Genomic DNA, 21,620 nt, shown 5'->3' with positions numbered 1-21,620 from the left:
TTGAAGATTCAAGGAGAACGGATTATGACCTACGTTACGGGTTTAACCTCTGGAGGCAACCCCTGGACGCCCCAGTTCTTACAAACCATCAACTGGGACACCTGCCTGGGCTGCGGGCGCTGCTTCAAAGCCTGTGGTCGAGGGGTGATGGCCCTCTTGGCCCTGAATGAAGACGGGGAAGTCGCCGATGAAGATGACGATGAAATTGAGCGCAAAGTGATGTCTGTGGTGCAGCCCCAAAATTGCATTGGCTGTCAGGCCTGCGATCGCGTCTGCCCCAAACGCTGCCACACCTATGCGCCAGCCCTGGCTTAATCTCCAAAACAGGTTTTACGCCAAATTCTGGTTGCATACCCCCGATTGGTAGGGGCGTAGCATGCTATGCCCCTACTCTCTACAAGGAGCCTTATATCGTGCATATTGCTGAAGACATTACTCAACTGATCGGCAAAACTCCCCTGGTGCAGCTCAACCGCATTCCTCAAGCAGAGGGCTGCGTTGCGCGGATCGTCGTCAAGCTGGAGGGGATGAATCCGGCGGCATCGGTGAAGGACCGGATTGGGTTGAACATGATACGAGCCGCAGAGGATGAGGGCTTGATCTCCCCCGATGAAACGGTCATTGTGGAGCCTACCTCAGGCAATACCGGCATCGCGCTAGCGATGGTCGCGGCGGCAAAAGGCTACCGACTCATTCTCACCATGCCCGAAACCATGAGTACAGAGCGCCGCGCCATGCTCAGGGCCTACGGTGCAGAGCTGGTGCTGACCCCCGGCAACCAGGGCATGAAAGGGGCGATCGCAGCGGCTCAAGAAATCGCGGCGCAGGTTCCCCATGCCTTCATGCCCCAGCAGTTTGAAAATCCCGCCAATCCCCAGGTTCATCGCCAGACCACCGCCGAAGAAATCTGGGCCGATACGGAGGGTCAGGTCGATATGGTGGTGGCGGGCGTTGGCACTGGCGGCACCATTACCGGCATTGCTGAGGTGCTGAAATCCCGTCGGCCAACCTTGCAGGCGATCGCCGTCGAGCCTGCTAACAGTCCTGTTCTGTCAGGGGGCAGCTCTGGTTCCCACAAGATCCAGGGCATTGGGGCCGGGTTTGTGCCCGGTGTATTGCAGGTGAACCTGATTGACGAAGTGGTGCAGGTGACCGATGACGAGGCGATCGCCTACAGTCGTCGTCTGGCCCGTGAAGAAGGTCTGCTGTCCGGCATTTCCACCGGGGCTGCCCTGGCTGCCGCTATTCAGGTCGGCAAACGCCCCGAAAACGCGGATAAGCTGATTGTCATGATTCAGCCCAGCTTTGGCGAGCGCTACCTCAGCACCGTGCTGTTCAAAGACCTGGCCCCGGCTAGTCCTTCCCTGGTACCTGATAGCCTGCCCGAGCAGTATCAGGTCGTTTCTGCCCAATAGCCGAGGATTCATTGTGGAAAATACCGCCAGCCCATCACCGTCTGCTGACCGCCAAGAGCACTACCTGGCTCTGATCGATCGGCTGCTCGCCTTTCCCAGCGGGGAAGAACCGCAGGTGCTCGACTCTGAGCCCGACCTGTTGGACGCGGGTCTGGTAAAAACCTTGATGTAGGTCGCCAGTCACTTTTTTTAGCAAGTTAATCAACTGCCACCATGACGTCGGAGGCTTTAACGACAGCATAGACTTCCCCACCAACGCTAACCCCCAACCCCTCGGCTGAAGTCTTAGTAATCACCGCAGTGATCTCTAGGCCGGGCGCAACTTCAATCACAACTTCGGTATTAACAGCTCCCGGAGTCATAGATTTAACCGTTCCCTTGAAGCTATTACGAGCGCTGATCTGCATGGCATTCAAACTTCCGAGGAGTTGAGAAAACATTCCGGATTATATCTTAAAAATGTCTGACGACATTCTATTTTGATTCAGGTTTGACCTGGGAAATCAGACTGCTCGACTCCGCTCTGCCTTTGGGCTATGGCAAATGTGCCGCAGGAAACAATTGGAATCCTTGGTTTTGTTTGTAGAAGTACAAAATAATGATTTCTCAATAGAGATCCTATCAGCTGCATTGAAACTTTCTATGATGATTCATGTTCTCTGAGTCGATCGCCTCTCCCTTCAAGAGAAAGTCAGTGCTCTCTGGGACGTTGACCAGCCTGCAATAGATAGCCATCACGGAGAGACTTGGTATAATACCAAATCCTGCCTGAATACCCCCGGTTCGTAGGGGCATAGCATGCTATGCCCCTACGAGGTTCCTGATTATGAATCGGAGTTTCCCAAATCGGATTTGGTATAACCATAAATCTCTATTAAGAAGTAGCTTTGCTCACTTTTTTAAAATTAGTTTGACTAGACTATAGGCCTAATCAATGATTGTGGTTAACAGTCCATGCTGACCGATTTCAGGCGTTTGATGAGTGTTGATTAATGCGACATTTTTTAAGTTTCTTTTAAGTATTTTTTGAGTCTGCCTGCCCCTTTCAGAGCTTTTTTTCCCCTTTTAGCACTCTTTGTCTGAGCGGTGATGAGATCTTTACCTAAGTCGAGTCGATCGGATGTTAAATGCCGCATCTGAAAGATGGATTGAGAGGTAGATCTTTTCCTGGGGCAAGCGACCTATTTCCCCCTATCCACTCCACTCCAGGTTTTACCATGGCAACTTCCCCCATCGCGGCCCCTGCCGATCCTCGCCAGGAGCGTTACTTTGCTCTCATCGACCGGCTGTTGGCCTGTCCCAATGGCGAAGAGCCTCAAATGCTCAACGCCGAACCCGATCTGCTGGATGCTGGCTTTGTGACAGCGTTAATGCAAACCGCCAGCTACTTTGCCCATCAGGACAACTCCGATGCCGCTAAATTCCTGATCTTCATCGCCCGTGAGCTCTCGGTTCAGCTTGGGCTCTATCCCCAGGCTGACCCTCAACTGGGGGCAGACACATGAACAGACGACAGGTCTTGACGTGGGGCGGGCTGGCCTTGGCGGCAGGCCTCGGCGCGATCGCCTGCGGTGGCCCCACCCCTGTTTCCCCAGACTCTACGGCTGGTGCCGTCTCTGGCGACCCCGTTGGGCTGACGGTCTCTGCCGCCGCTAGCGTTCAGGATGCCCTGGCCGAGGTGCAGGAGGCCTACGGTGAGGTCGCCCCCAACGTCACGATCACCTACAACTTTGGGTCTTCGGGTTCCCTGGCCCAGCAGATTGCCCAGGGGGCACCCAGCGACGTGTTTCTGTCGGCTGCACCCAAGTGGATGGATGACCTAGAGGCTAAGGGCCAACTGCTGGAGGGCAGCCGTCGCGATCTGCTGCGCAATGCCATGGTCTTGATCGTGCCCAAAGACAAAACCACCGTGGCCGACTTCACCGATTTGGACAGGGTAGAAAAGGTGGCGATCGGTGAGCCCGAGAGCGTACCCGCCGGACAGTATGCCAAAGACGTGCTGACAACCCTGAACCTCTACACGGCTCTGCAACCCAAGCTGGTGTTTGGCAAAGACGTGCGCCAGGTGCTTGGCTATGTGGCCACTGGCAACGTCGATGCTGGGCTGGTGTACGCCACCGATGCCCTCGAGTCGGAACAGGTGCAGGTGGTGGCCACGGCCCCTGAGGATAGCCATGCCCCGATCATTTATCCGGTTGCCGTCGTGCGAGACATTGAGCATACGGCCGCCGCCCAGGCCTTTGTAGATTTTTTGTCGAGCGATCGGGCGATCGCCATCTTTAGAGACCATGGGTTTGGCATGGCAGAATAAATCCCATAGATTGCCATCGATGGCCGTAGGGGCATTGCAGTGCAATGCCCCTACGAGGTTCCTATTTTGAGTCGGGGTTTCCCGAATCGAATTTCCTATGAGCTCCATTCCCGTTAACGCCCCTGGCCCCGATGACTAGTTAACTGGCACCACCGACTCGCGAGGCCAAATCTTTTTCTATGTTCGAAGATTTGACCCCACTCTGGATTTCTCTGAAGACGGCCTTTGTCGCCACGCTGCTGGCCTCTCTGCTGGGCATTGTCGCCGCCCGCTGGATGATGGGCTATCGCGGTCGCGGTCGCGGCTGGATCGATGGTGTCTTCACCCTGCCCCTGGTGCTGCCCCCCACCGTGGTGGGCTTTTTGCTGCTGCTGCTGCTGGGTAAAAACAGTCCTTTGGGGCAGCTGCTCAGCCAGTTGGGCGTGACGCTGATTTTCACCTGGACGGCGACCGTCATGGCGGCGACGGTGGTGGCGTTTCCGCTGATGTATAAGACCGTCTTGAGCGCCTTTGAGCAGGTGGATTTGACCCTGATCAGCTCTGCCCAAACCCTGGGCGCATCGGACTGGCGGATCTTCTGGCAATTGTTGCTGCCCCTGGCCTGGCCCGGGGTGCTAGCCGGAACGATTTTGGCCTTTGCCCGGGCGCTGGGGGAATTTGGCGCCACGCTGATGGTCGGGGGCAGCATTCCCGGTGTCACTCAGACGATTCCCATTGCCATCTTTTTTGCCGCCGAAGCCGGGCGCATGGGGGTGGCCCTGGCCTGGGTGCTGCTGATGGTGGGCATTTCGTTAGCGGTAATTGCGGGTTTAAATCGGGGCGATCGCCGCCGCTCTGCCTCAACTGTGGGTCATGGCCCGCTGGCCCAGCGATGCTTTAACGGCCTCTTTTTTGGCCGGTTCGCACCCCATCTGTTCAAAGCTTTGCCCCCGGCATTCACGCCACCCTCCCACTTCGAGGCGGCTGCGGCAATCCCTGATGGCGCGCCCCCCGCACTGCGCGTCAACATTGAGAAGCAGATCCCCGGCTTTGACCTCAAGATTCGCTTTAGAGCCGGACGAGACCCCCTCGGCCTGCTGGGGGCGTCGGGGTCAGGCAAAAGCATGACCCTGCGCTGCATCGCCGGGCTAGAAAATCCGACCCATGGAAAGATTGTGCTCAACGGGCGAGTGCTGTTCGACGCTGAAGCCGGGATCAATGTGCCGAGCCGCGATCGCAAAGTCGGCCTAGTCTTTCAGAACTACGCCCTGTTTCCCCACCTCACCGTGGCCCAAAATATCGCCTTTGGCATGGCGGCGGTGCCGAAGCCCCAGCGGGTGAAGGCAGTAATCACCTATTTGGAGCAGATGGGCCTGGCGGGGTTGGGCGATCGCTATCCCGATCAACTCTCCGGCGGGCAGCAGCAGCGGGTAGCCCTGGCCCGGGCGTTAGCCATCCAGCCTGACATTCTGCTGCTCGATGAACCGCTCTCGGCCCTCGATACCTACCTCCGCAGCCAGATTGAGCGGTTATTGATCAGCGTCCTCAGTCGCTACCCGGGGGTGGCGCTGTTCATCACCCACAAGCTCGAAGAAGCCTATCGCGTCTGTCCCGATCTGCTGGTGCTCTCAAGGGGGCGCATGCTGGCCAAAGGCCCTAAGGAAGATATTTTTGCCCGGCCCCCCACCTTTGAAGTCGCCCAGGTGACGGAGTGTAAAAATTTCTCCCGCGCCCGCCCCGGCTTGGGAACGACAGACCCACCGCCCATTGAAGCGGTGGATTGGGGCTGCTCCCTCGAGGTGATCGACCCTGTGCCGCCCGGCCTGGCCCACCTGGGCATTCGCGCCCACCACATTCGGTTTCCGCGCCACCCTGACCAAAGCAACACCTTCCCGGGTTGGATCGCCGCCACTAGCGAAACGCAACATCGCGTCAGTCTCTACATTAAGCTGCACAGGCCGCCCGACTCGCCCTATGACTATCACCTCCAGGCCGAAGTCTACCGAGAAAAGTGGGAGCTACTCAGAAGTCGCCCGTTTCCGTGGAACGTCCGCCTCGACCCGGTACACCTGATCATGCTGCCAGATTAAAACCAGGGCTATTCCTAACCTGAAAGCGTGATCCCGAACTGAGGTTCGGTCAGGCCATCGCCAACCCTGGCCTCAGCTATCTGGCCAGGCTCAAGTAGCGCTAGGCCAAGAGGCGAGCGACCACTGCGTCGTATTCGGCGTAGGCCCTGACACCCGTGAGGATTTCCAGCAGTTGACCCTCTCGAAAGTACATGACAGCCGGTATCCCCTTCAGCCCAAAGCGCTTAGAAATCTGCCGATTGGCGTCAAAGTCTATTTTCATCACCGTGACGCGGCCTTGATAGGTCTCCGCCAGCTTGTCGATCGAGGGGGTAACTTGTTTGCACGAGCCGCACCACATCGCCATACAATCGACCACCAGCCGCGATTCCTGGGCAATCAGGGTATTGAGGGCCGACTCATCCGCAATTAATGGAGCCGCCCCGGTATCTTCCTGGCCCAGCTGGGCCAGATCCCGATCGATTTCTGCAAACGATAGGTTGGCGTTAATGGGGGTGAGCTGATCGCGCTGTTGGTAATGCTCCAGGATCGGGGCGATCGCCTGTTCGTAGTGCTCTAGCTGCTGCCGTAGGGCTGACATGGGCTGAGTTTGCCCCGGCTCAGTCGCCAGCCGATTGAGCAGCAACCCTGGCTTCGCCTGAAGATAAACCACCGTCGCCGGGGGCTGCCCCACCGTCGATAACCAGTCATCTAGCCCCTGGGCCTGGGGCATGGTGCGCGGAAAACCTTCTAACACCCAGCCCTTGAGCATGGCATCGGGTTGCTCCAACCGCTTCCGCAGTAGCTTCAGTACCAGCGGGTCGGGCACCAGCGCGTCGGCCTCGACGAAGGGGCGGGCCTCAAGGCCGATGGCCGATTCCTTGGCGATCGCATCACGCACCAGCGCCGCCATCGAGATCGCGGAAATCTGCCAGCGTTCAGCCAGGGCGGCGGCATGCGCATTCACGTCTACCCCTGGTGGCCCCAAAAGAATAAACTGCTTAGTTTCCATGGCCTAGAGTCTCAGGCAACCCCAACAAAATAATCGGATTTTCATCATCTCCGATGAGATTGTCAGAAAAATTCTTTTGTTGGATTTTGTTGTTCTGCCCTAAAGCGATCGGGCAGTAACCGCAAGCGGTGGACGAATGCTGATAGTCGAAACCTTTGGCACATCTGACTTTGAGGGGCTGCGAACCTTTGACGACCGGCACCGGCTGTTGACTGAGGATTACATCGGTGTGCGATCGCCCCTCACCCGACTCCGGCGAGGGCAACGATTAGAGGTCACTCTCGTTCCCACCGAGTCCAGTTTTGAATGGCATGAACTAACCTGGGGTAATCAGGGTGGCCATTACCCTAGTTTGATTCCTGCTGCATACCTGCGTAGGTGAGGGGCTAAGTCCCCCAGGCGTCTCGCTGTCATGGATACAGAGAATGATCGTTCAACATTGGCAACCCACCGATCTGATCGAACACCCCGAAGGGGGACGATTCCGTGAGGTGTTCAGATCCAATGCCAGGGTTGCCACTAGCGATGGCGACAGCCGGGCGGCCCTGACCCATATCTACTTTTCCCTGCATCAGGGAGAGGTGAGTCGATTCCATCGGGTCACCTCCGATGAAGTCTGGAATCTGTACCAGGGGGAAGGGCTGCGGCTCTACACCTGGACTGGCACCAACACACCACCGACCTGCATCGAGCTGTCACCCCAGGCCAACTGCTTCTGCTATGTCATCCCCGCCGGTACCTGGCAAGCAGCTGAGCCCATCGGCGCTACGGTCCTGGTTGGCTGCTCTGTCGGTCCTGGGTTCGAGTTTCAGGATTTCGAGATGATCGACCCCGACTCAGATGCAGCTCGATCGCTCCGGGCGGCCAATCCAACTCTGTCCAAATTTATTGTGTCCGCATAATGCCAGGGACAATTGGGTTCTCCTATAGTCAGCACCTTAAGCTGCACCGCGACCCACCAAAGCTCTTTACTCAATCACTACTGGGATTTAGCCATCAACCGCGATCGCGCCGCCCACGGCGCTGTTGACGGCATGACAAATCTGTTGTTTGAATATCCACAATAATGCTGACAGGACGGCCAGCACGACACCTGTCAGGCCGTAGGTTGCCCCCATGCCAATACTCTGTCTAAACGGCTGAGCCACAATCGGTGATAGAAACTGGCCCAAAAACATGAAGGTGGTCAAGCCGCCCAAGGCCCGGCCTCGCATAGCATCAGGTACTTCGTTAGACACCCATACGTTGAGGTTGGGCATCATCAAACCTAGGCCAATGCCCGTCGGCATCAAAATCAGCAGTACCAGCCAGTAGTTGCTCACCAGGCCTAAGCCCAGGTAGCCTAGGCCCATCAGTCCAAACCCAATGGCCAGAATGCTGATGAAGCTCAATTTTTGCTTGACTTTGCCGTAGCGCATCGAGGCTACGGCGCTAAACAGAGTAGAGCAGGCGATTGCTAGCCCAGTCTGGGTCGCCCCCACATTGGCCACCTGCTGCAGGTGGAACGGCAGTTGCACCGGAATCATGTAAAAAGCAATCATCTGTAGCAGCACTGCCCCGTAGATTAGCACTAGCAACTTGACTGGCATCGCTGATTGGACGCCTGCAGTATCGCCGTGGGCATCAAGGAAATCCCGCCGGGGCTCATAAATGGCCCCAATCATGGTGGGCAGCAATAGCCAGGAAAACAGGTAAATCAGAAACGGTAACCGCCAGTTGAGTTCCGCAATAAAGCCCCCCAACGATAGAAACAGTACCCCGCCGAAGCCCATAAACGCGGCCTGCAGCCCCATAAAATTGGCGCGGGCCTGGCCCTGATAATAGTCGGCAATCAGCGTTGTGGCGCTGACCATAATCCCCGCCACCGCTAACCCCAAAAGCGCCCGTCCCCCCAGAATCGCGAAGAGGGAATTCAGCACAAAACCTGAACTCCCCGCCAGCCCATACAAAATCGCCGAGCCCACCAGCAGCGGCTTGCGGCCCACGGTGTCAACCAACTGCCCCGCAATCGGCGAGCCGATGACGATGAACAGGGCAGGCATCGTGAGTACCAAGCGTACCCAAAATTCCACATTTTCTAGTTCGGCGAACTGTACCTGCATCGCCGGGAGCGCCGGGGCGATCGTGGCTCCCGACATCACTGTCAGGGTGCTGGCCAACAACAGTGTTGTCTTGATTACTGGACGGTTGGGATTGGGTTGTAGGGTAGAAGCGGTGCTGGTCATGGGTTCATAGCTTAACGAATCACCTCGACCACATCGTACAGACCATGTTCATTGTTGGCGTAGTCTTGCCAGTAGTTCGTTTCTTGATCAAACCCCGGATTTTGGCCGAGGGACTCAAAATCTTTCCGACTATTCCAACGGGCTAACAGGGCGATGGTAGAGTCATCAGTGCTGGGGCACATGGCCGCCCACTGGAGTCCCGGAATCATGTCCAGCACCCCAGGCATCATCTGACGAATAACCATCGCTAATTCAGACTGCACCTTCGCGGGCTTCATCTTAAATTGGCTGAACATAACCACATCACCCTGCTCAAATTCAAGGGAATCGGCCCTGGTTTCAGTGTGCTGCACCTGGCAGGCAAAGGATTTAGCCGACTGACTCGCCGGAATGTCCAGCACATGCTCTTTGATGTAGGCGTCGAAACTGGTCAAATCCTGGCCGTTCCACTGCGACAGGGCCACCACCTGGTTGCCCTCCTGAGCTTTCAGAATGGCGGAGTCCTGAAAGCCGGGAATGCTGGAAAAGCTGGATGTTTCTGCTTTAGATACTGCCGATAAAATCTGCGGTTGGGTTTCTGCGGTGGTGGGATAAACGGTAATCACATTGACGATATCGGCGGTTTCATCCAGAGCGATCGCTGCGGCCTGGGCGATCTGCGTTCCCCCGACCAGCATCCCCAAACTTGCGAGAACCACGATCGCAAATCCCGTCACCCGATGGGTCAAAGCTCTAACCATGACGATATAACCTCTTACAGACATAGCTCAAAATTAACGGCCCAAATTGGAACTGGGCGATCGCACCCAATTCGCTGCCACCAGCCTACTCAGGTCAGTGGGGGATGGCTTGTCGATTCTTGCCGTCCAGGAGGATATTCCTGCGCTCTAGCGCACCTGCTGCCGATAAACGCTGGGCGGTACTCCCACCACTTTCCGAAACTGACGGGCTAAATGGCTGGAGTCGATGAATCCGCACTCCAGAGCAATATCGGTAATGGTTAAATCCTCCCGGTGCAGGAGGGACTTGGCTTTCTCCACCCGCTGCTGCAGCACGTACTGATAGGGCGAAATCCCCACTGATTGCTGAAACTGGCGGCTAAAGTAATAACGACTCATCCCGATATGAGCCGCAACGGCTTCTACAGAAAGATCGTCGCTTAAATGGGCCTGAATATAGTCAATGGACTGGCCCAACTTGCGGTCTGCCAAACCATCAGCAGAGGACTTAATGTCTAGCGGCTGATGGGAATAGTGATGCAGAAGATGCACCGCTAGCGCATTGCCCATTGCCTCAGCATAGAGGCGGTTGCTTAATCCATTCCTTTCCGTTTCTGCTTTCAGAGCCAGCCCAATCTGTTGAATCAGCGGATCTTTGAGGTTAGGCTGGGGCGTAATTTCAAGCTGCCCGACATCGGCCCATTCCAAGGCCGCCTGATGAAACAGCTTAGGCTCAAGGCGCAACAACAGGAACTGAGCATCTACATCCCAGGCTAGCTGACGATGTAGATTAGGCGGCGTAACCATAATGTCGCCCTCAGCTTGATAACCACTACGGTGCTGCCCTTCTGTGGTTTGCTGTAACCAAATAGACGGACCCAGGTGAACACTAACCTGGTAATGGGGAAGGCGACATTCCGATACCCCTTCGCCCGGTTGATGATGAATTTCGACCCGCAGGAGGTCTGCGATAGAGTTTCGACTGCGCAGTCCTGGTGACCGGGGCACAATCTGTATAGGGGTATTCTCAGGGGCACCCGGAGCCATAGGTTTCTCTGTCAAAGCTTATTCTAAGAATCTTACACTTTCAGCAGGTTGGGAGACAGGCCGTAGCCTTGGATGATGCACCGCGGCCAATCAGCCAAAGGTGTTGAGTTGAGCCAGTTCTGCCGCCGATAGCTGAATCGTCGCTGCTTGCATGTTCTCTTCAAGATGGGCGATCGCGGTGGTTCCAGGAATTAGCAGCAGATTAGGAGCCCGGTGCAACAACCAGGCCAGGGCAAGCTGGGTCGGATGGGCATGATGGACCTCGGCGATCTGTTTCAGCCCCCCCTCCGCCTGAGTGAAGGGCGAACCTGACTTGAGGGGATAAGCCCCTAGCGAACCTTAGGGAATGAAGGCAATGTTGTGAGCGGTGCAATAGTCCATATTCGTACCGGGGCCATAGGCTTCAGCCGTGTCGATGAAGTGCCCTCACTCGCCGAGCTAATAAGCACAGAACAATAGTCGTCTCGCCCTGCTGTAACCTGCCTGAATAGCTTCTGCTCTGATGTCGTGATCAATCACCGATGCCTGCATCAGATCTCTCCTCATAAGTGAAGTGGTCTCACACATTTAATGCTGGATTGGGTTGACGGAGAAGGGCCGGGGCAGTACGGCGGCCAAAACTCGTCAGTACGTTTTCCAGCGCTGGCAGCAGATGGTTCACCTGCTTGAGACGAATCAGCAGATCCCAGACCGGTTCAGATTTCTTCCAGGCTCCGGTATAGGCTAAATGCCGCAGTCGATCAGCCCAGACTTCCTTCGTCCAGGCCCCCTGAACGATCGCACTCCAGCGATAAAACTCCCGGTAAGACTGCCAGTAGCCTGCCTCCAGGCGTTCAGCGCTGAGTTGCATCGGTTTGTAGACCACATGGCGAGTGTCATATAGATCCCAGTTGTGCTGGGTGATGCGCTGCTGGGCAACCATGCGATCGTACAGCAGCGTGCCAGGGTAGGGGGTGAGAATGTGGAAGGTAGCCGTTTCGATGCCCTGCTGCACGGCCCACTCAACGGTGCGATCAAATACGGTTTCGTCGTCCCCGTCCATACCGTAAACAAAGCTGCCGTTGACCATCACCCCATAGTCCCGCAGGCGGCGAATGGCGACGCTATAGTCCCGATTGAGGTTGTGGTACTTGTGCTGCTCTTTCAGGTTATGAAAATTAAGCGTCTCAAAACCGATGAACACGCTGCGGAGACCTGCGGCTACGGCTTTTTCCAGCAGGGCCGGCTGGGCCAGAATGGATTGCACCGTCGCGGCTGCCTGCCAGACTCGTCCCATTCCCTCCATGGCCTCAAATAGCTCCATCGCAAACCCGACATGACCAAACAAGTGATCATCCAGAAAATACAGATGTTTGCCGGGCAGTCGATCAATCTCCGCCAGGGCATCGTCGATGGGCTGTAGATAAAAGGATTTACCCCCCTGGTAAAACGCTTCTTTGTAGCAGAAGTCGCAGTGGTGGGGGCACCCCCTCGACACCACAATCGAGTTGGGAACGAGATAATTGTGCCGCTTGATCAGATCCCGCCGAATCGGGGGAACCCCAACCAGGGAGCGAATTTTTGATTGATACTGCTGAGCCGGTGCGCCAGCTCGAAAATCTTGTAAAAACTGAGGCCAGGTATCTTCCCCAGGCCCCAGAAAAATGGTGTCGGCATGTTGCGCGGCTTCTGCGGGTAACGCGGTGACATGCAGCCCTCCCAACACCACGTAGGATCCTTTGCTGCGGTAGTGGTCAGCCAGTTCATAGGCCCGGTAGGCCGAGGTAATGTAAACCTGAATAACTACTAAATCGGGTTCGTCATCGAGGTTGAGGGTTTCGACATGCTCGTCTTGCAGGTCAATGTCGTCGTCGGGCTCAAAAAAAGCGGCAATTGTGGCCAAACCCAGGGGCGGAAACAGATGATATTTAATCGGTCGCCAAAAGGGGCTGAGGGCCTCCGTCAAAGCCGGTAGGATCATTTTGACTTGCATGGGGAAGCCCTCTCGCAGAGTTTTCAATAGCCTCCCCCTGAAAACTTGTTTCGTTGACCTCCAGTACAGAAACAGTTGAAAAACTTGGCATTGCTTAAGTACTTGATGACATTCGTTTACCGAACCAGCTGAGAACATGGTTTAGCCGTCTAGGCGGCTGGCCAGGTGTCGAGGTGCAGGTCGCACCTGCCAATGGTAATCTTCGCAATCGCAATCCAGCCGGTCAGGTAGACAACTGACTCTGTGTTCAGACTTCGAGGTTCAATAGCCCGGTGGCGGCTGGAACCCACCCACCACCCGGTTAAGCTCTTGGGCGATCGCAATCAATTCCATTTCGCGCCACCGCTGACCGACAACTTGCATGCCGGGTCGCATTGAACTCGGCGTGGGAGACTTCGCCGCCACCGGGCTGGTACTTGTACGAATGACAGCGCGGCGATCTCAATGATCAAGAAAAAGGTGTCGTCTAAATCGGTTGTGTCATAGAAGATGGCAAGGGAGAGGACAATTACAGCGGTAGTGATGTTACCCCAGCGATTTGCGCCATAGGGCAATAGTTGAGAGGGGTATCAACTCAAAGCGGGACATTGCTGTCGCGAGGTAGCCAGGAGCCAGAAGGCCTGTCAATACTGACTTCTGGCTCCTGACTCCAACATTCCAAGTTCTACCAGCGTCCCGGCTTAAGCGGATACCTATGAAGATCCCGAAATATCATGTAGAAGCGTCGGGGTGTTGGGGCCGCAGTTAAGTCTTTTATGATCGCTTGCTTTCACCTTAAAACATCCCCACCCAGGAGTTGTTTATGCCTTTCAAACTGCTTCGAAGCTCAACCTGGTTATTGTGTACGCTGTGCTTGGTGGCCACCTCAGGAGCCTGCTCGATATCAAAGCTGACCAATCCGCAACCCATATTGGTCGGTCAAGGGGCCACCAGCAACACTCAACGACGCGCACCCAATTCGCTCACGTTTGAAAAAGGGGCCAGTTTTGAAGGGCTCTTCCGGGGCTTTGCTCCCAACGGAGAGAGTCTGGTCACCCAAAACCAGCAACAGGTTCACGTTTTTGATATTGACGGAACAGAACGCAGCGCTCATACGGGGGCGGCTATTGCGTTTGCGCCCAACAGCGAGGTAATGGTTGTGATTAAGGATGAGTGGTTCGCACCTACGGAACCGACTAATCCCTCAACGGAATTATTAACGCTTGACGGCGATCAGTTAGCGAGTTTTCCAGGCTTCTTTGCGGCGTTTATGCCAGACGGTCAGCAAGTGATCATCTATGGCGGTTTAGCAGACCCGGTTTCCCGCTTATTGACTTTCAGCGGCGAGGAGTTGGCTGCATTTGAGGGCAAATTTTATGGGCTGACACCAGAGCAGAACGGCTTGATTACTTACTCTGAGTCAGAGCAAAAATTTCAGGTATTTGATTTCGAAGGCACTCAAGTCGTCTCGTTTCCAGCAGCAAGGGTTGAAGACGTCTATCCGCGACTGGAGTTTACGCCTGATGGTGAACGTGTTGTGATCAGGACAGGGGCCTCACCAGGGGAAATGCGATCGCACATTTTTGAGCGCAATGGCGTCGAACAAGCCACATTTCCTGGTATTTACCAGGGCGTGCTGGCCCACAACGACGGGCTGATTCTGATTGGGTATGACGCAGACAAACCGGTCTCTCGTCTCGTCAGATTTGACGGCGAAGAACTGGCCTCTTTTAAGGGCGGCATCACCGCGTTTACCCCTGATGGCAAGGTTATTACAGCCGATTACAATGCCACCCATATTTACCAAGCCGACGGGACTGAGATGACGACTCTCCCCGGTACTTTTGTGACATTGACACCGGATGAACCCAGGATCGTTACCTCTGTCTTTGGCGACGGATATCTTTACGATTTAGAGGGCACAGAACTGAGCACCTACGCAGGGGGATATACCGAGTTCTGGTCAGAACAGCAGCTTGTCGTCACCACTTCTGCATTTGATGAGGATCTAACCCGCTTTTACCACATTGACGGGACAGAAATTGCGAGCCTACCTGAAACCTTTCAACCCCCATATATCGCCAATTTTTATGTCGATCTGACAGGTCAATATCCCGAAGATTTCCAGCCCCAATTTGACGATAGGGTTGTGACCTATTCGTATGAAGCAAATCGTACTGACGTCTATTTCATTAAGTGAGAAAATTATCGAAAAGCGATCTCGGAAAAAGTTGGCGCAGGTAGCTTTCAGTCATGTAGATCGCTCAATTAGCGTGCTAGCTGTTTCCGCGAAGGCATTTCTAACCTAGATTGCCTGCCACTTTAGCTAGTGACAGGCTGAGGATACTGGCGATTTCTGCTGGGGTGAGACCGTGCCGGTGGAGGGGGCGATCGCCCACTGTAAAATCGGCACCCCGCTCCAGATTGGCCGCCAGCACTATCCCTATGCCAATGTGTTTAGTATGTACTTGGCCACCGGCCTATTGGCTACGCCTGTGGTCACGTTTCCCATCGGTCAAACCACCACTGGACTGCCCTTAGGCGTGCAACTCCATGGGCGTCGCTGGCAAGACGAGCGCTTGCTCGCGATCGCCTATGGCCATGTCCGGCATCACTGACCCGCTGCCCGCTCTGCCCAACGCTCTAATGACTGCTTAACCATGCTCTATCTCGAATTCTTTCACACGGCCTTACAACGCCCTTGGACTGGCGCTTACGCCAAATTTTTAGCGATCGTACTGCTCTATGGTGCGACCGTTCACATCGGCAACATTGCCGGATTGACGGGAAAGCCTTGGCTGTCAACCCCATTACTGTGGCGTGGGCTGGATATTGCGCTGCTGATGTTTGATGTGGTGAGCGCGATTGCTCTGTGGCAAGGGTTAGCTTGGTCGGTGTGGCTGGTGTTTAGCGGCATTAGCCTATTACAGTTTGTGCCCTATACGCTGTTGCGATCGCAATTCATCCTCAACCCTGAAGATGCCCAAACGTTAAATGGATTGTTGGGTACCGAAGCCTTGCTGCTAGGGATTTTTATTTTGTTACTGGGGCTAAAAAAATAGGGCTGGCATTAAATATTGGGGGTAGATGAGTCGTCATCCAGAACCTGACGTCAAAGGTGCAGTCCACAGTAGAGGTCATAGCCATAGCGACTGGCCACCGATCGCGCCCCCATCAGGTCAAACATTTGGTTGGTGATGGCCAGCCCGACCTGGATGGCGAGGGCTTTGGCGGCGGCGGCGCTGGTGGACAGGGCCGCCCGTGCCTCGGGGGCGTCGGCCCCATCCACAAGTGATTCTGAAGACGATTGCGGCTCAAGCTATCCGCAACCGCTGAATATCCTGAATGGGGGGTACCCCAAACATACGGGAATATTCACGGCTGAACTGTGAGGGACTTTCGTATCCCACCTGATAGGCTGCATGGGTTGCATCGGCGTTTTCAGCTAGCATCAGACGACGCGCTTCTAACAGCCGCAATTGTTTTTGATACTGTAGCGGGCTCATTGAGGTAACAGATTTGAAATGTCGATGGAAAGATGAGGTAGACATGTTAGCTTGCGCTGCCAGCGCCTCAACCCGTAGCGATTGGGCAAAGCCAGCTTTGATCCGTTCAATCGCGCCAGCGATACGCTGCATATTGCTCCCGGAGGTGGCAATCTGACGAATCGCTTCGCCTTGTTCACCTGTGAGCAGACGGTAGTAGATTTCGCGGATAATCATCGGCGCTAGAAATGGAATATCCTGCGGCGTATTCAAAAGCTGAGTCAGCCTGAGCGCGCAATCAATCAGTGGCAGATCGACATCGCTGACGAACAACCCTCGGCATGAGCTTTCTGGGGTAGCTGTCCTGGGTTGAACCTGGGCAACTATGTCGAAGAGTTCAAGGGGGGATAGTTTTAGAAGAAAGCCTAAGTAGGGCTGCTCGGGCGTCGCCTCCACGATAAATCCCCTGACGGGCAGTTCAACAGAAACCACCAGATATTGAGCGACACCGTAGTGATAGGTCTCCTCACCGAGCCATATCTCCTTTTTTCCCTGAACGACGATGGCGATCGCCGGTTCATAGACGTTGCATATCGTCGTGGAGGCATCGTCTCGCATGAATTCTAGTTGAGCGATCGCAGTTGGGTGAATTCCATTGCCCCTACCGTCCGTGTGTCGCGCCACCCGTGCCGCCAATTCTGCACAACGACGAGCGATGCTCGAGTGGCGTTGCGCCATCGCGTCGTGGTTAACCGTTTCAGTCTTCATGGTGGGTTTCGACGACTGCAATCGTTGCCTACAAATCATTATAGGAAAATAGTATCTCGACCCACATCTAGTTTGAGAGGATCAGGCAATAACCAGCCAGGTTTAGGTATTCAGCGCTAAGTTCTTCAGGACTACGATAAACCCATGTTGTACAAAGACTGAAAGGATAAGGCAATGACACAGATCACTCAAAAAATCGCATTAGTGACCGGATCGAGTCGAGGGTTGGGTAAAAACACCGCATTGACGCTGGCCCAGAAAGGTGTCGATGTGATTGTGACCTATCACAGCAGTGAGGCTGAAGCCAACGCGGTCGTCTCTGAAATTAAAGCGATGGGCCGCAAAGCGGTTGCCTTACAGCTGGATAGTTCTGATATCCAAACCTTTGATGGGTTTGTCGTACAGGTCAATCGGGTACTTCAGGATATCTGGCAAACGGAACAGTTTAATTTTCTGATTAACAACGCCGGAATCGGCATCAGTAAGCCCTTTACTGAGACGACTGAAGAAGACTTTGACCGCTTAATGAATATTCAGCTAAAGGGCGTTTTCTTCCTAACGCAAAAACTTCTCTCGGTGATCCAAGATGGTGGACGAATCGTCAATATTTCAACGGGTCTTGCCAGATTCACGCTACCAGGATTCTCCGCCTATGGCGCCATGAAGGGAGGAATAGAGGTACTGACCCGATACCTGGCGAAGGAACTGGGTGAAAGACAAATCGCCGTTAATACCATCGCTCCTGGCGCAATCGAAACAGATTTCGGGGGTGGCGCAGTGCGTGACAATCAACAGATGAATGACTTTATCGCCTCGCAGACAGCTTTAGGCCGCGTGGGTGTGCCCGATGATATTGGCGGTGCGATCGCAGCTTTACTCTCTGAAGACAACCGCTGGATCAACGGTCAGAGGATTGAAGTCTCTGGCGGCATGTTTCTCTAATTCAAGCAGCGCTATTATGCAACGCCCGAAATTAAACTAATCGAGCAAACGAGCTATCAAGCCATTAAGCTATAGCTCACGAAATGCTCTGGGTGTAAGTCCCACCACTTTGCGAAAGTGTCGCGTCAGATGACTCTGGTCAGCAAAACCGCAGTCTAGGGCAATGTCCTGGATCGGCTGCTTGCCCTGCCGCAGATAGCGCTTCGCTCGCTCAATGCGTTGCAGCAACACATAGCGGTAGGGCGGCACCCCCATGAACTGTTTGAACATGTCACAAAAGTGGCATTGGCTCAATTCTGCAACGGCGGCGAGTTCCTGGAGGCCAATGCTGTCTTCAAGATGCTCGTCGATGTAAGCCAAGACTCGCTTGAGACGGCGATCGCCCAACCCCGTGGCATATTTACGAAACTTGGGCGACTGGTGGCAATAGTTCCTAAGCAGATGTAGGAGAAACAGATTACCCAGCGACTCACAGTAGAGCAGCCCGCCCAGACCGGGCTGCTGCATTTCGGCGCGGTATTGCCAAGCCAGGCGCTCAAATATTGGGTCATTCCCACAGAGAACGTGCTTTAGATCTAAATTGGGTTCTTTCCAGCCGCTTTCCTGGGCCAAGTCTTGTAGGCTCAAGGGATCGATCGCGAACAAAATTGTTTCATCCGTGCTCTCCCAAGCCCAATGGGCCGAATCCCCTTGGGCCGCCGCCAGCCAAAAGTTCCCTGCCGCATGTGCCCCTTCGTAATGCTGCCGCCCCAGGCGAGTGACTTGGCGAGTATTGCCATGGCTCAGGACGACAGAAAGAAAATGATGGCTCAAAGCGGGGACGCTGATTTCGCTGGGCGCTTCAATCTGGTGCCTGACCTCCAAGCGACCGGCCCTGAGCGACTGCTGCGACAGCACCCATTCGGGCGGAACGATTTCAAATGGGTGAACTGCTGGGTCAGTGGTGCTCATGGCAAAGGTTGGATATGGAAGTGGGCGCAAAAAAAGGAACTATCGTAAAACTCTAACTCAGGTGCCTCGGTGCCTCTGCTAGATCAAGCGTCGGTCGCACAACCAAATTGTAGTCAAGAATCAACGCTGAGACAACTATTTGGAACATCACCGAAAGATTAGACGAGTTTCCGAAATAGGCTTCAATACGCTGTTCCACTCTCCAGATATCTTTAAATTATGGCAGCGTTGTTTCCCAAAGATACGGTGACCAAACCTAACAGGTGAAAGCTTGAAGATTTTACCGAAGAACTCTACTTAACGACTTTTCTAAACAGTTCTAATGCCAATTTTTTTCCTGGAAGAAAACAATCGTGGGGAAAACTAGATTAAAAGCTTGATTCATTGAGATTCAAACGTTCCATCAAAAAGAGAGTTAAGGCATGGTTTCACTCAAGCAATCTGTTATTGGATCGGACAATGCCCCCGTAATTATTCTATTTGGCGGCAATCCAGAGCGACGGCATGAGGTGATTGAGCTTTTGGAGCACATCGGCGATGTCACCGTTTATGGCACCTTGAGCGAAGCTGAAGGTTTGGCAAAACTAGAAGAACTGGGAGAAGCGGTCAATTTGGTACTGATTGGCGGAAGATATACGCCAGAGCAGCGATCGCGTATTCAAGCTTAGGTCGCAGAGCGGCTACCCCAGGCAAAAATCACCCAGCCTGGAGAAAACTATCCCTACGAGAATGAAGCCATCCTTGTCGATGTAAAACGCAAATTACAGCCCCTATGATTGGTAATAAACAGAATGAAAGACTATCCCAGTCGGATTGATCTCGCCCCTGAAGTCCAAGTTGAAATGACAGAGATTCTAAGCAGGAGTCTAGCCAATACCATTGATCTCCGTATGCAGTTCAAATGCTCCCACTGGAATGTCAAAGGCATGCAGTTTTTTCAGCTCCACCAACTCTTTGACACCCTGGCAGAGCAGTTTGATGACTTTTCAGATTTTCTGGCTGAGCGGATTACGGCATTGGGAGGTAGGGCGGAGGGCACAGTGCAGATTGTGGTTCAGAAATCAAAAATTTCTCCATATCCAGCTAATATCAGTGCGGGGCCAGAACATTTAGTTGCCCTAGCAGAGCGGATTGCGCTCTACGGCAAAGCCATTCGCTATGGCATCGAATTGGCTGACGGTTTGGGTGATGCCAGTTCTGCTGATCTCTACACTGAGATCTCTCGCGCCACAGATAAATCTCTTTGGCTGCTAGAAGCACATTTGCAAGTTTGAGATTACCCCTTTAATCACTGCAACCCTTTAATTTTCGCAACCCTTCAATTACCATCACGATTCAATTACCATCACTATTCAACAGTCATGACTATCCAACCGCCTAGAATCTTGGCATTTGCAGGGAGTGCCCGCACAGAATCATTCCACAAAAAGCTGGTCATTGCCGCTGCTAACGAAGCGAAAGCTCTAGATACGCTGGTCACCTACATTGACCTCAAAGATTATCCTATGCCGCTCTTTGATGAGGATCTAGAAGCACAAAACGGTCTGCCTGAGACTGTTCTCAAATTTAAAGCGTTGCTCAAAAGCCATCAGGGATTTCTAATAGCCTGCCCTGAGTACAACGGCTCGATCACGCCTCTGCTCAAAAATGCGATCGACTGGGCTTCTCGCCCAGAACCCGGTGAACTGCCGCTGGCCTTGAGCTGCTTTAAGGGGAAAACAGCGGCATTGCTAGCCACGTCTCCTGGCGGCGGCGGCGGCAGGCGCGGACTGGTGCATGTTAGAGCAATTTTGGAGGGCATTGGTGTCACGGTGTTGTCTGAGCAGGCGGTCATTCCGAGTGCCTACGAAGCATTTGATCAAGATGGTAGCTTACGCATGGCTGCTCATCAGCTCGCTGTTCAACAGGTGGCTCAAAAGTTAGTTGAACAGTTGGCTGAGCAGTTGGTTGGCTCCAGAGGAACAATATGAAAATTGGCATTATCGGCTCAGGAAACATGGGCGGAAGCTTGGGGAAACTTTGGGCAAAGGCAGGACATCAGGTGATTTTTTCCCATTCTAGAGATCTCCAAAAGCTTAAGCATTTAGCCACTACCGCAGGAACAAATGCCCGTGCGGGTAGCCCAGGGGAGGCGATCGCCCAAAGCGACGCCGTGCTGCTCGCGCTCAACCCAGCGGTCATTGAGGAGGTTTTGGGCACGACTGCACTTGACCAGGAAAGTCAACTGGCAGGCAAAGTAGTCATTAGCTGCATGAGCGATCTAAAGCCGGATTTTACGGGGCAAACGATCGGGATTGCGACCGACCTCAAAATTTCGATCGCAGAAACGGTGCAGCAGATGGCTCCAGCGGCCCATGTTTTTGAAGCCTTTAACCTAACCTTTGCAGAGATCGCCGCCTCCGAATCCCGCCAGTTTGGCCTAGACAAACCCAGTATTTTCTACTGCGGTGACCATCCAGGTTCACGAGCAACTGTGGAAACGTTGATTGAGGATTGTGGTTATCAACCGATCGATGCGGGGGGACTGATCGTTTCTCGGTCTTTAGAAACTCTGGCGAGCGTATGGGTTCAGTTTGCTATCGCTAGCCAAAAGTTTGGCTCTTCCGGATCCAGGGTGGTAATTGTATAATGAGTTACGTTTAGGGGGATTGACATCATGGACTTTCACCTAGATACGCTGCTTAATTTTCCTAATGCAACCGTCGAGCAGTGCATTCAGGAGGCCGGAGAGATATTTCTGACATTG

27 protein-coding genes are annotated in these 21,620 nt (G+C 54.1%); 16 read left to right on the top strand and 11 right to left on the bottom strand.

All coding sequences use genetic code 11. The features are described from left to right. The first annotated feature begins 24 nt into the window (after window positions 1-24). The 3 genes from fdxB (at window position 25) to IQ254_RS16030 (ending at window position 1,587) form a co-directional block, all read left to right on the top strand. A complete protein-coding gene (gene fdxB, locus IQ254_RS16040) occupies window positions 25-315 on the top strand; it encodes a ferredoxin III, nif-specific (RefSeq protein ID WP_193967166.1) in 291 nt (96 codons plus the stop codon). Window positions 316-413: 98 nt separating this feature from the next. Further along, the gene (gene cysK, locus IQ254_RS16035) at window positions 414-1,415 is read left to right on the top strand and encodes a cysteine synthase A (RefSeq protein ID WP_193967165.1); all 1,002 of its coding nucleotides are present in this window, start codon (window positions 414-416) and stop codon (window positions 1,413-1,415) included. 13 nt (window positions 1,416-1,428) lie between these two features. Beyond that, complete coding sequence (locus IQ254_RS16030) at window positions 1,429-1,587, top strand: hypothetical protein (protein WP_193967164.1); 159 nt, start codon at window positions 1,429-1,431, stop codon at window positions 1,585-1,587. Window positions 1,588-1,612: 25 nt separating this feature from the next. Here the strand turns inward: IQ254_RS16030 and IQ254_RS16025 are convergent, their stop codons facing one another. Continuing rightward, window positions 1,613-1,822, bottom strand: a complete 210-nt coding sequence (locus IQ254_RS16025) for a molybdopterin-binding protein (protein ID WP_193967179.1) — start codon at window positions 1,820-1,822, stop codon at window positions 1,613-1,615. 810 nt (window positions 1,823-2,632) lie between these two features. Between IQ254_RS16025 and IQ254_RS16020 the strand changes: the two genes are divergently transcribed. From IQ254_RS16020 to modB, 3 genes are all read left to right on the top strand, one after another. Further along, the gene (locus tag IQ254_RS16020) at window positions 2,633-2,920 is read left to right on the top strand and encodes a hypothetical protein (protein WP_193967163.1); all 288 of its coding nucleotides are present in this window, start codon (window positions 2,633-2,635) and stop codon (window positions 2,918-2,920) included. Beyond that, entirely contained in the window at window positions 2,917-3,726 is an 810-nt protein-coding gene (gene modA / locus IQ254_RS16015) for a molybdate ABC transporter substrate-binding protein (protein WP_193967162.1), read from the top strand. The genes IQ254_RS16020 and modA overlap by 4 nt, the downstream gene beginning before the upstream one ends. 179 nt (window positions 3,727-3,905) lie before the next feature. Then, window positions 3,906-5,795, top strand: a complete 1,890-nt coding sequence (modB, locus tag IQ254_RS16010) for a molybdate ABC transporter permease subunit (RefSeq protein ID WP_193967161.1) — start codon at window positions 3,906-3,908, stop codon at window positions 5,793-5,795. A gap of 100 nt (window positions 5,796-5,895) precedes the next feature. On the opposite strand, the gene IQ254_RS16005 is transcribed toward modB, so the two are convergent. Further along, window positions 5,896-6,786 carry a nucleoside monophosphate kinase gene (locus IQ254_RS16005; protein WP_193967160.1) on the bottom strand — a complete coding sequence of 297 codons (891 nt, stop codon included), beginning with the start codon at window positions 6,784-6,786 and terminating at the stop codon, window positions 5,896-5,898. A 136-nt stretch (window positions 6,787-6,922) separates the two neighbouring features. On the opposite strand from IQ254_RS16005, the gene IQ254_RS16000 reads away from it, so the two are divergent. Both IQ254_RS16000 and IQ254_RS15995 read left to right on the top strand, forming a co-directional pair. Further along, a complete protein-coding gene (locus tag IQ254_RS16000) occupies window positions 6,923-7,168 on the top strand; it encodes a hypothetical protein (RefSeq protein ID WP_193967159.1) in 246 nt (81 codons plus the stop codon). 43 nt (window positions 7,169-7,211) lie between these two features. Further along, window positions 7,212-7,688 carry a cupin domain-containing protein gene (locus tag IQ254_RS15995; protein ID WP_193967158.1) on the top strand — a complete coding sequence of 159 codons (477 nt, stop codon included), beginning with the start codon at window positions 7,212-7,214 and terminating at the stop codon, window positions 7,686-7,688. An 87-nt stretch (window positions 7,689-7,775) separates the two neighbouring features. On the opposite strand, the gene IQ254_RS15990 is transcribed toward IQ254_RS15995, so the two are convergent. From IQ254_RS15990 to IQ254_RS15965, 6 genes are all read right to left on the bottom strand, one after another. Further along, window positions 7,776-9,011, bottom strand: a complete 1,236-nt coding sequence (locus tag IQ254_RS15990) for an MFS transporter (RefSeq protein WP_193967157.1) — start codon at window positions 9,009-9,011, stop codon at window positions 7,776-7,778. Between the two features lie 11 nt (window positions 9,012-9,022). Further along, entirely contained in the window at window positions 9,023-9,751 is a 729-nt protein-coding gene (locus tag IQ254_RS15985) for a hypothetical protein (protein WP_193967156.1), read from the bottom strand. A 147-nt stretch (window positions 9,752-9,898) separates the two neighbouring features. Continuing rightward, on the bottom strand, window positions 9,899-10,777 hold the full coding sequence (locus IQ254_RS15980; protein WP_193967155.1) for an AraC family transcriptional regulator: 879 nt from the start codon (window positions 10,775-10,777) through the stop codon (window positions 9,899-9,901). Between the two features lie 90 nt (window positions 10,778-10,867). Further along, window positions 10,868-11,047 (bottom strand): aldo/keto reductase, encoded by a 180-nt coding sequence (locus IQ254_RS31575; RefSeq protein ID WP_369011312.1) that lies wholly within the window; start codon window positions 11,045-11,047, stop codon window positions 10,868-10,870. A gap of 289 nt (window positions 11,048-11,336) precedes the next feature. Beyond that, window positions 11,337-12,749, bottom strand: a complete 1,413-nt coding sequence (locus IQ254_RS15970) for a radical SAM protein (protein WP_193967154.1) — start codon at window positions 12,747-12,749, stop codon at window positions 11,337-11,339. A gap of 261 nt (window positions 12,750-13,010) precedes the next feature. After that, window positions 13,011-13,154 (bottom strand): hypothetical protein, encoded by a 144-nt coding sequence (locus tag IQ254_RS15965; protein ID WP_228040779.1) that lies wholly within the window; start codon window positions 13,152-13,154, stop codon window positions 13,011-13,013. 397 nt (window positions 13,155-13,551) lie between these two features. On the opposite strand from IQ254_RS15965, the gene IQ254_RS15960 reads away from it, so the two are divergent. From IQ254_RS15960 to IQ254_RS15950, 3 genes are all read left to right on the top strand, one after another. Next, on the top strand, window positions 13,552-14,928 hold the full coding sequence (locus IQ254_RS15960) for a WD40 repeat domain-containing protein (RefSeq protein ID WP_193967153.1): 1,377 nt from the start codon (window positions 13,552-13,554) through the stop codon (window positions 14,926-14,928). A gap of 172 nt (window positions 14,929-15,100) precedes the next feature. Next, window positions 15,101-15,346: a hypothetical protein gene (locus IQ254_RS33165; RefSeq protein ID WP_313887472.1), complete on the top strand. Its 246-nt coding sequence runs from the start codon at window positions 15,101-15,103 to the stop codon at window positions 15,344-15,346. A 42-nt stretch (window positions 15,347-15,388) separates the two neighbouring features. Continuing rightward, window positions 15,389-15,790, top strand: coding sequence for a hypothetical protein (locus IQ254_RS15950; RefSeq protein ID WP_193967152.1), 402 nt, complete (start codon window positions 15,389-15,391; stop codon window positions 15,788-15,790). Between the two features lie 50 nt (window positions 15,791-15,840). On the opposite strand, the gene IQ254_RS15945 is transcribed toward IQ254_RS15950, so the two are convergent. Together IQ254_RS15945 and IQ254_RS15940 are read right to left on the bottom strand one after the other, a co-directional pair. After that, window positions 15,841-16,017 carry a hypothetical protein gene (locus IQ254_RS15945; protein ID WP_193967151.1) on the bottom strand — a complete coding sequence of 59 codons (177 nt, stop codon included), beginning with the start codon at window positions 16,015-16,017 and terminating at the stop codon, window positions 15,841-15,843. Window positions 16,018-16,042: 25 nt separating this feature from the next. Beyond that, a complete protein-coding gene (locus IQ254_RS15940) occupies window positions 16,043-16,951 on the bottom strand; it encodes an AraC family transcriptional regulator (RefSeq protein ID WP_193967176.1) in 909 nt (302 codons plus the stop codon). Between the two features lie 204 nt (window positions 16,952-17,155). On the opposite strand from IQ254_RS15940, the gene IQ254_RS15935 reads away from it, so the two are divergent. Beyond that, window positions 17,156-17,923, top strand: coding sequence for an SDR family NAD(P)-dependent oxidoreductase (locus tag IQ254_RS15935; protein ID WP_193967150.1), 768 nt, complete (start codon window positions 17,156-17,158; stop codon window positions 17,921-17,923). A 69-nt stretch (window positions 17,924-17,992) separates the two neighbouring features. Here the strand turns inward: IQ254_RS15935 and IQ254_RS15930 are convergent, their stop codons facing one another. Next, window positions 17,993-18,874, bottom strand: a complete 882-nt coding sequence (locus IQ254_RS15930; protein WP_193967149.1) for a helix-turn-helix domain-containing protein — start codon at window positions 18,872-18,874, stop codon at window positions 17,993-17,995. Between the two features lie 422 nt (window positions 18,875-19,296). Between IQ254_RS15930 and IQ254_RS15925 the strand changes: the two genes are divergently transcribed. From IQ254_RS15925 to IQ254_RS15910, 4 genes are all read left to right on the top strand, one after another. Next, the gene (locus IQ254_RS15925; protein ID WP_193967148.1) at window positions 19,297-19,542 is read left to right on the top strand and encodes a hypothetical protein; all 246 of its coding nucleotides are present in this window, start codon (window positions 19,297-19,299) and stop codon (window positions 19,540-19,542) included. Between the two features lie 123 nt (window positions 19,543-19,665). After that, on the top strand, window positions 19,666-20,148 hold the full coding sequence (gene dps, locus IQ254_RS15920; protein WP_193967147.1) for a DNA starvation/stationary phase protection protein Dps: 483 nt from the start codon (window positions 19,666-19,668) through the stop codon (window positions 20,146-20,148). A gap of 87 nt (window positions 20,149-20,235) precedes the next feature. Continuing rightward, a complete protein-coding gene (locus IQ254_RS15915; RefSeq protein ID WP_193967146.1) occupies window positions 20,236-20,844 on the top strand; it encodes an NADPH-dependent FMN reductase in 609 nt (202 codons plus the stop codon). Further along, complete coding sequence (locus tag IQ254_RS15910) at window positions 20,841-21,503, top strand: NADPH-dependent F420 reductase (RefSeq protein ID WP_193967145.1); 663 nt, start codon at window positions 20,841-20,843, stop codon at window positions 21,501-21,503. The genes IQ254_RS15915 and IQ254_RS15910 overlap by 4 nt, the downstream gene beginning before the upstream one ends. Window positions 21,504-21,620 lie beyond the last annotated feature (117 nt).

The sequence above is a fragment of the Nodosilinea sp. LEGE 07088 genome (genome assembly GCF_015207395.1).
Lineage (GTDB): Bacteria > Cyanobacteriota > Cyanobacteriia > Phormidesmidales > Phormidesmidaceae > Nodosilinea.
Note: the sequence above shows the minus strand (reverse complement) of the source record. Positions and strands in the feature narration are given on the sequence as shown.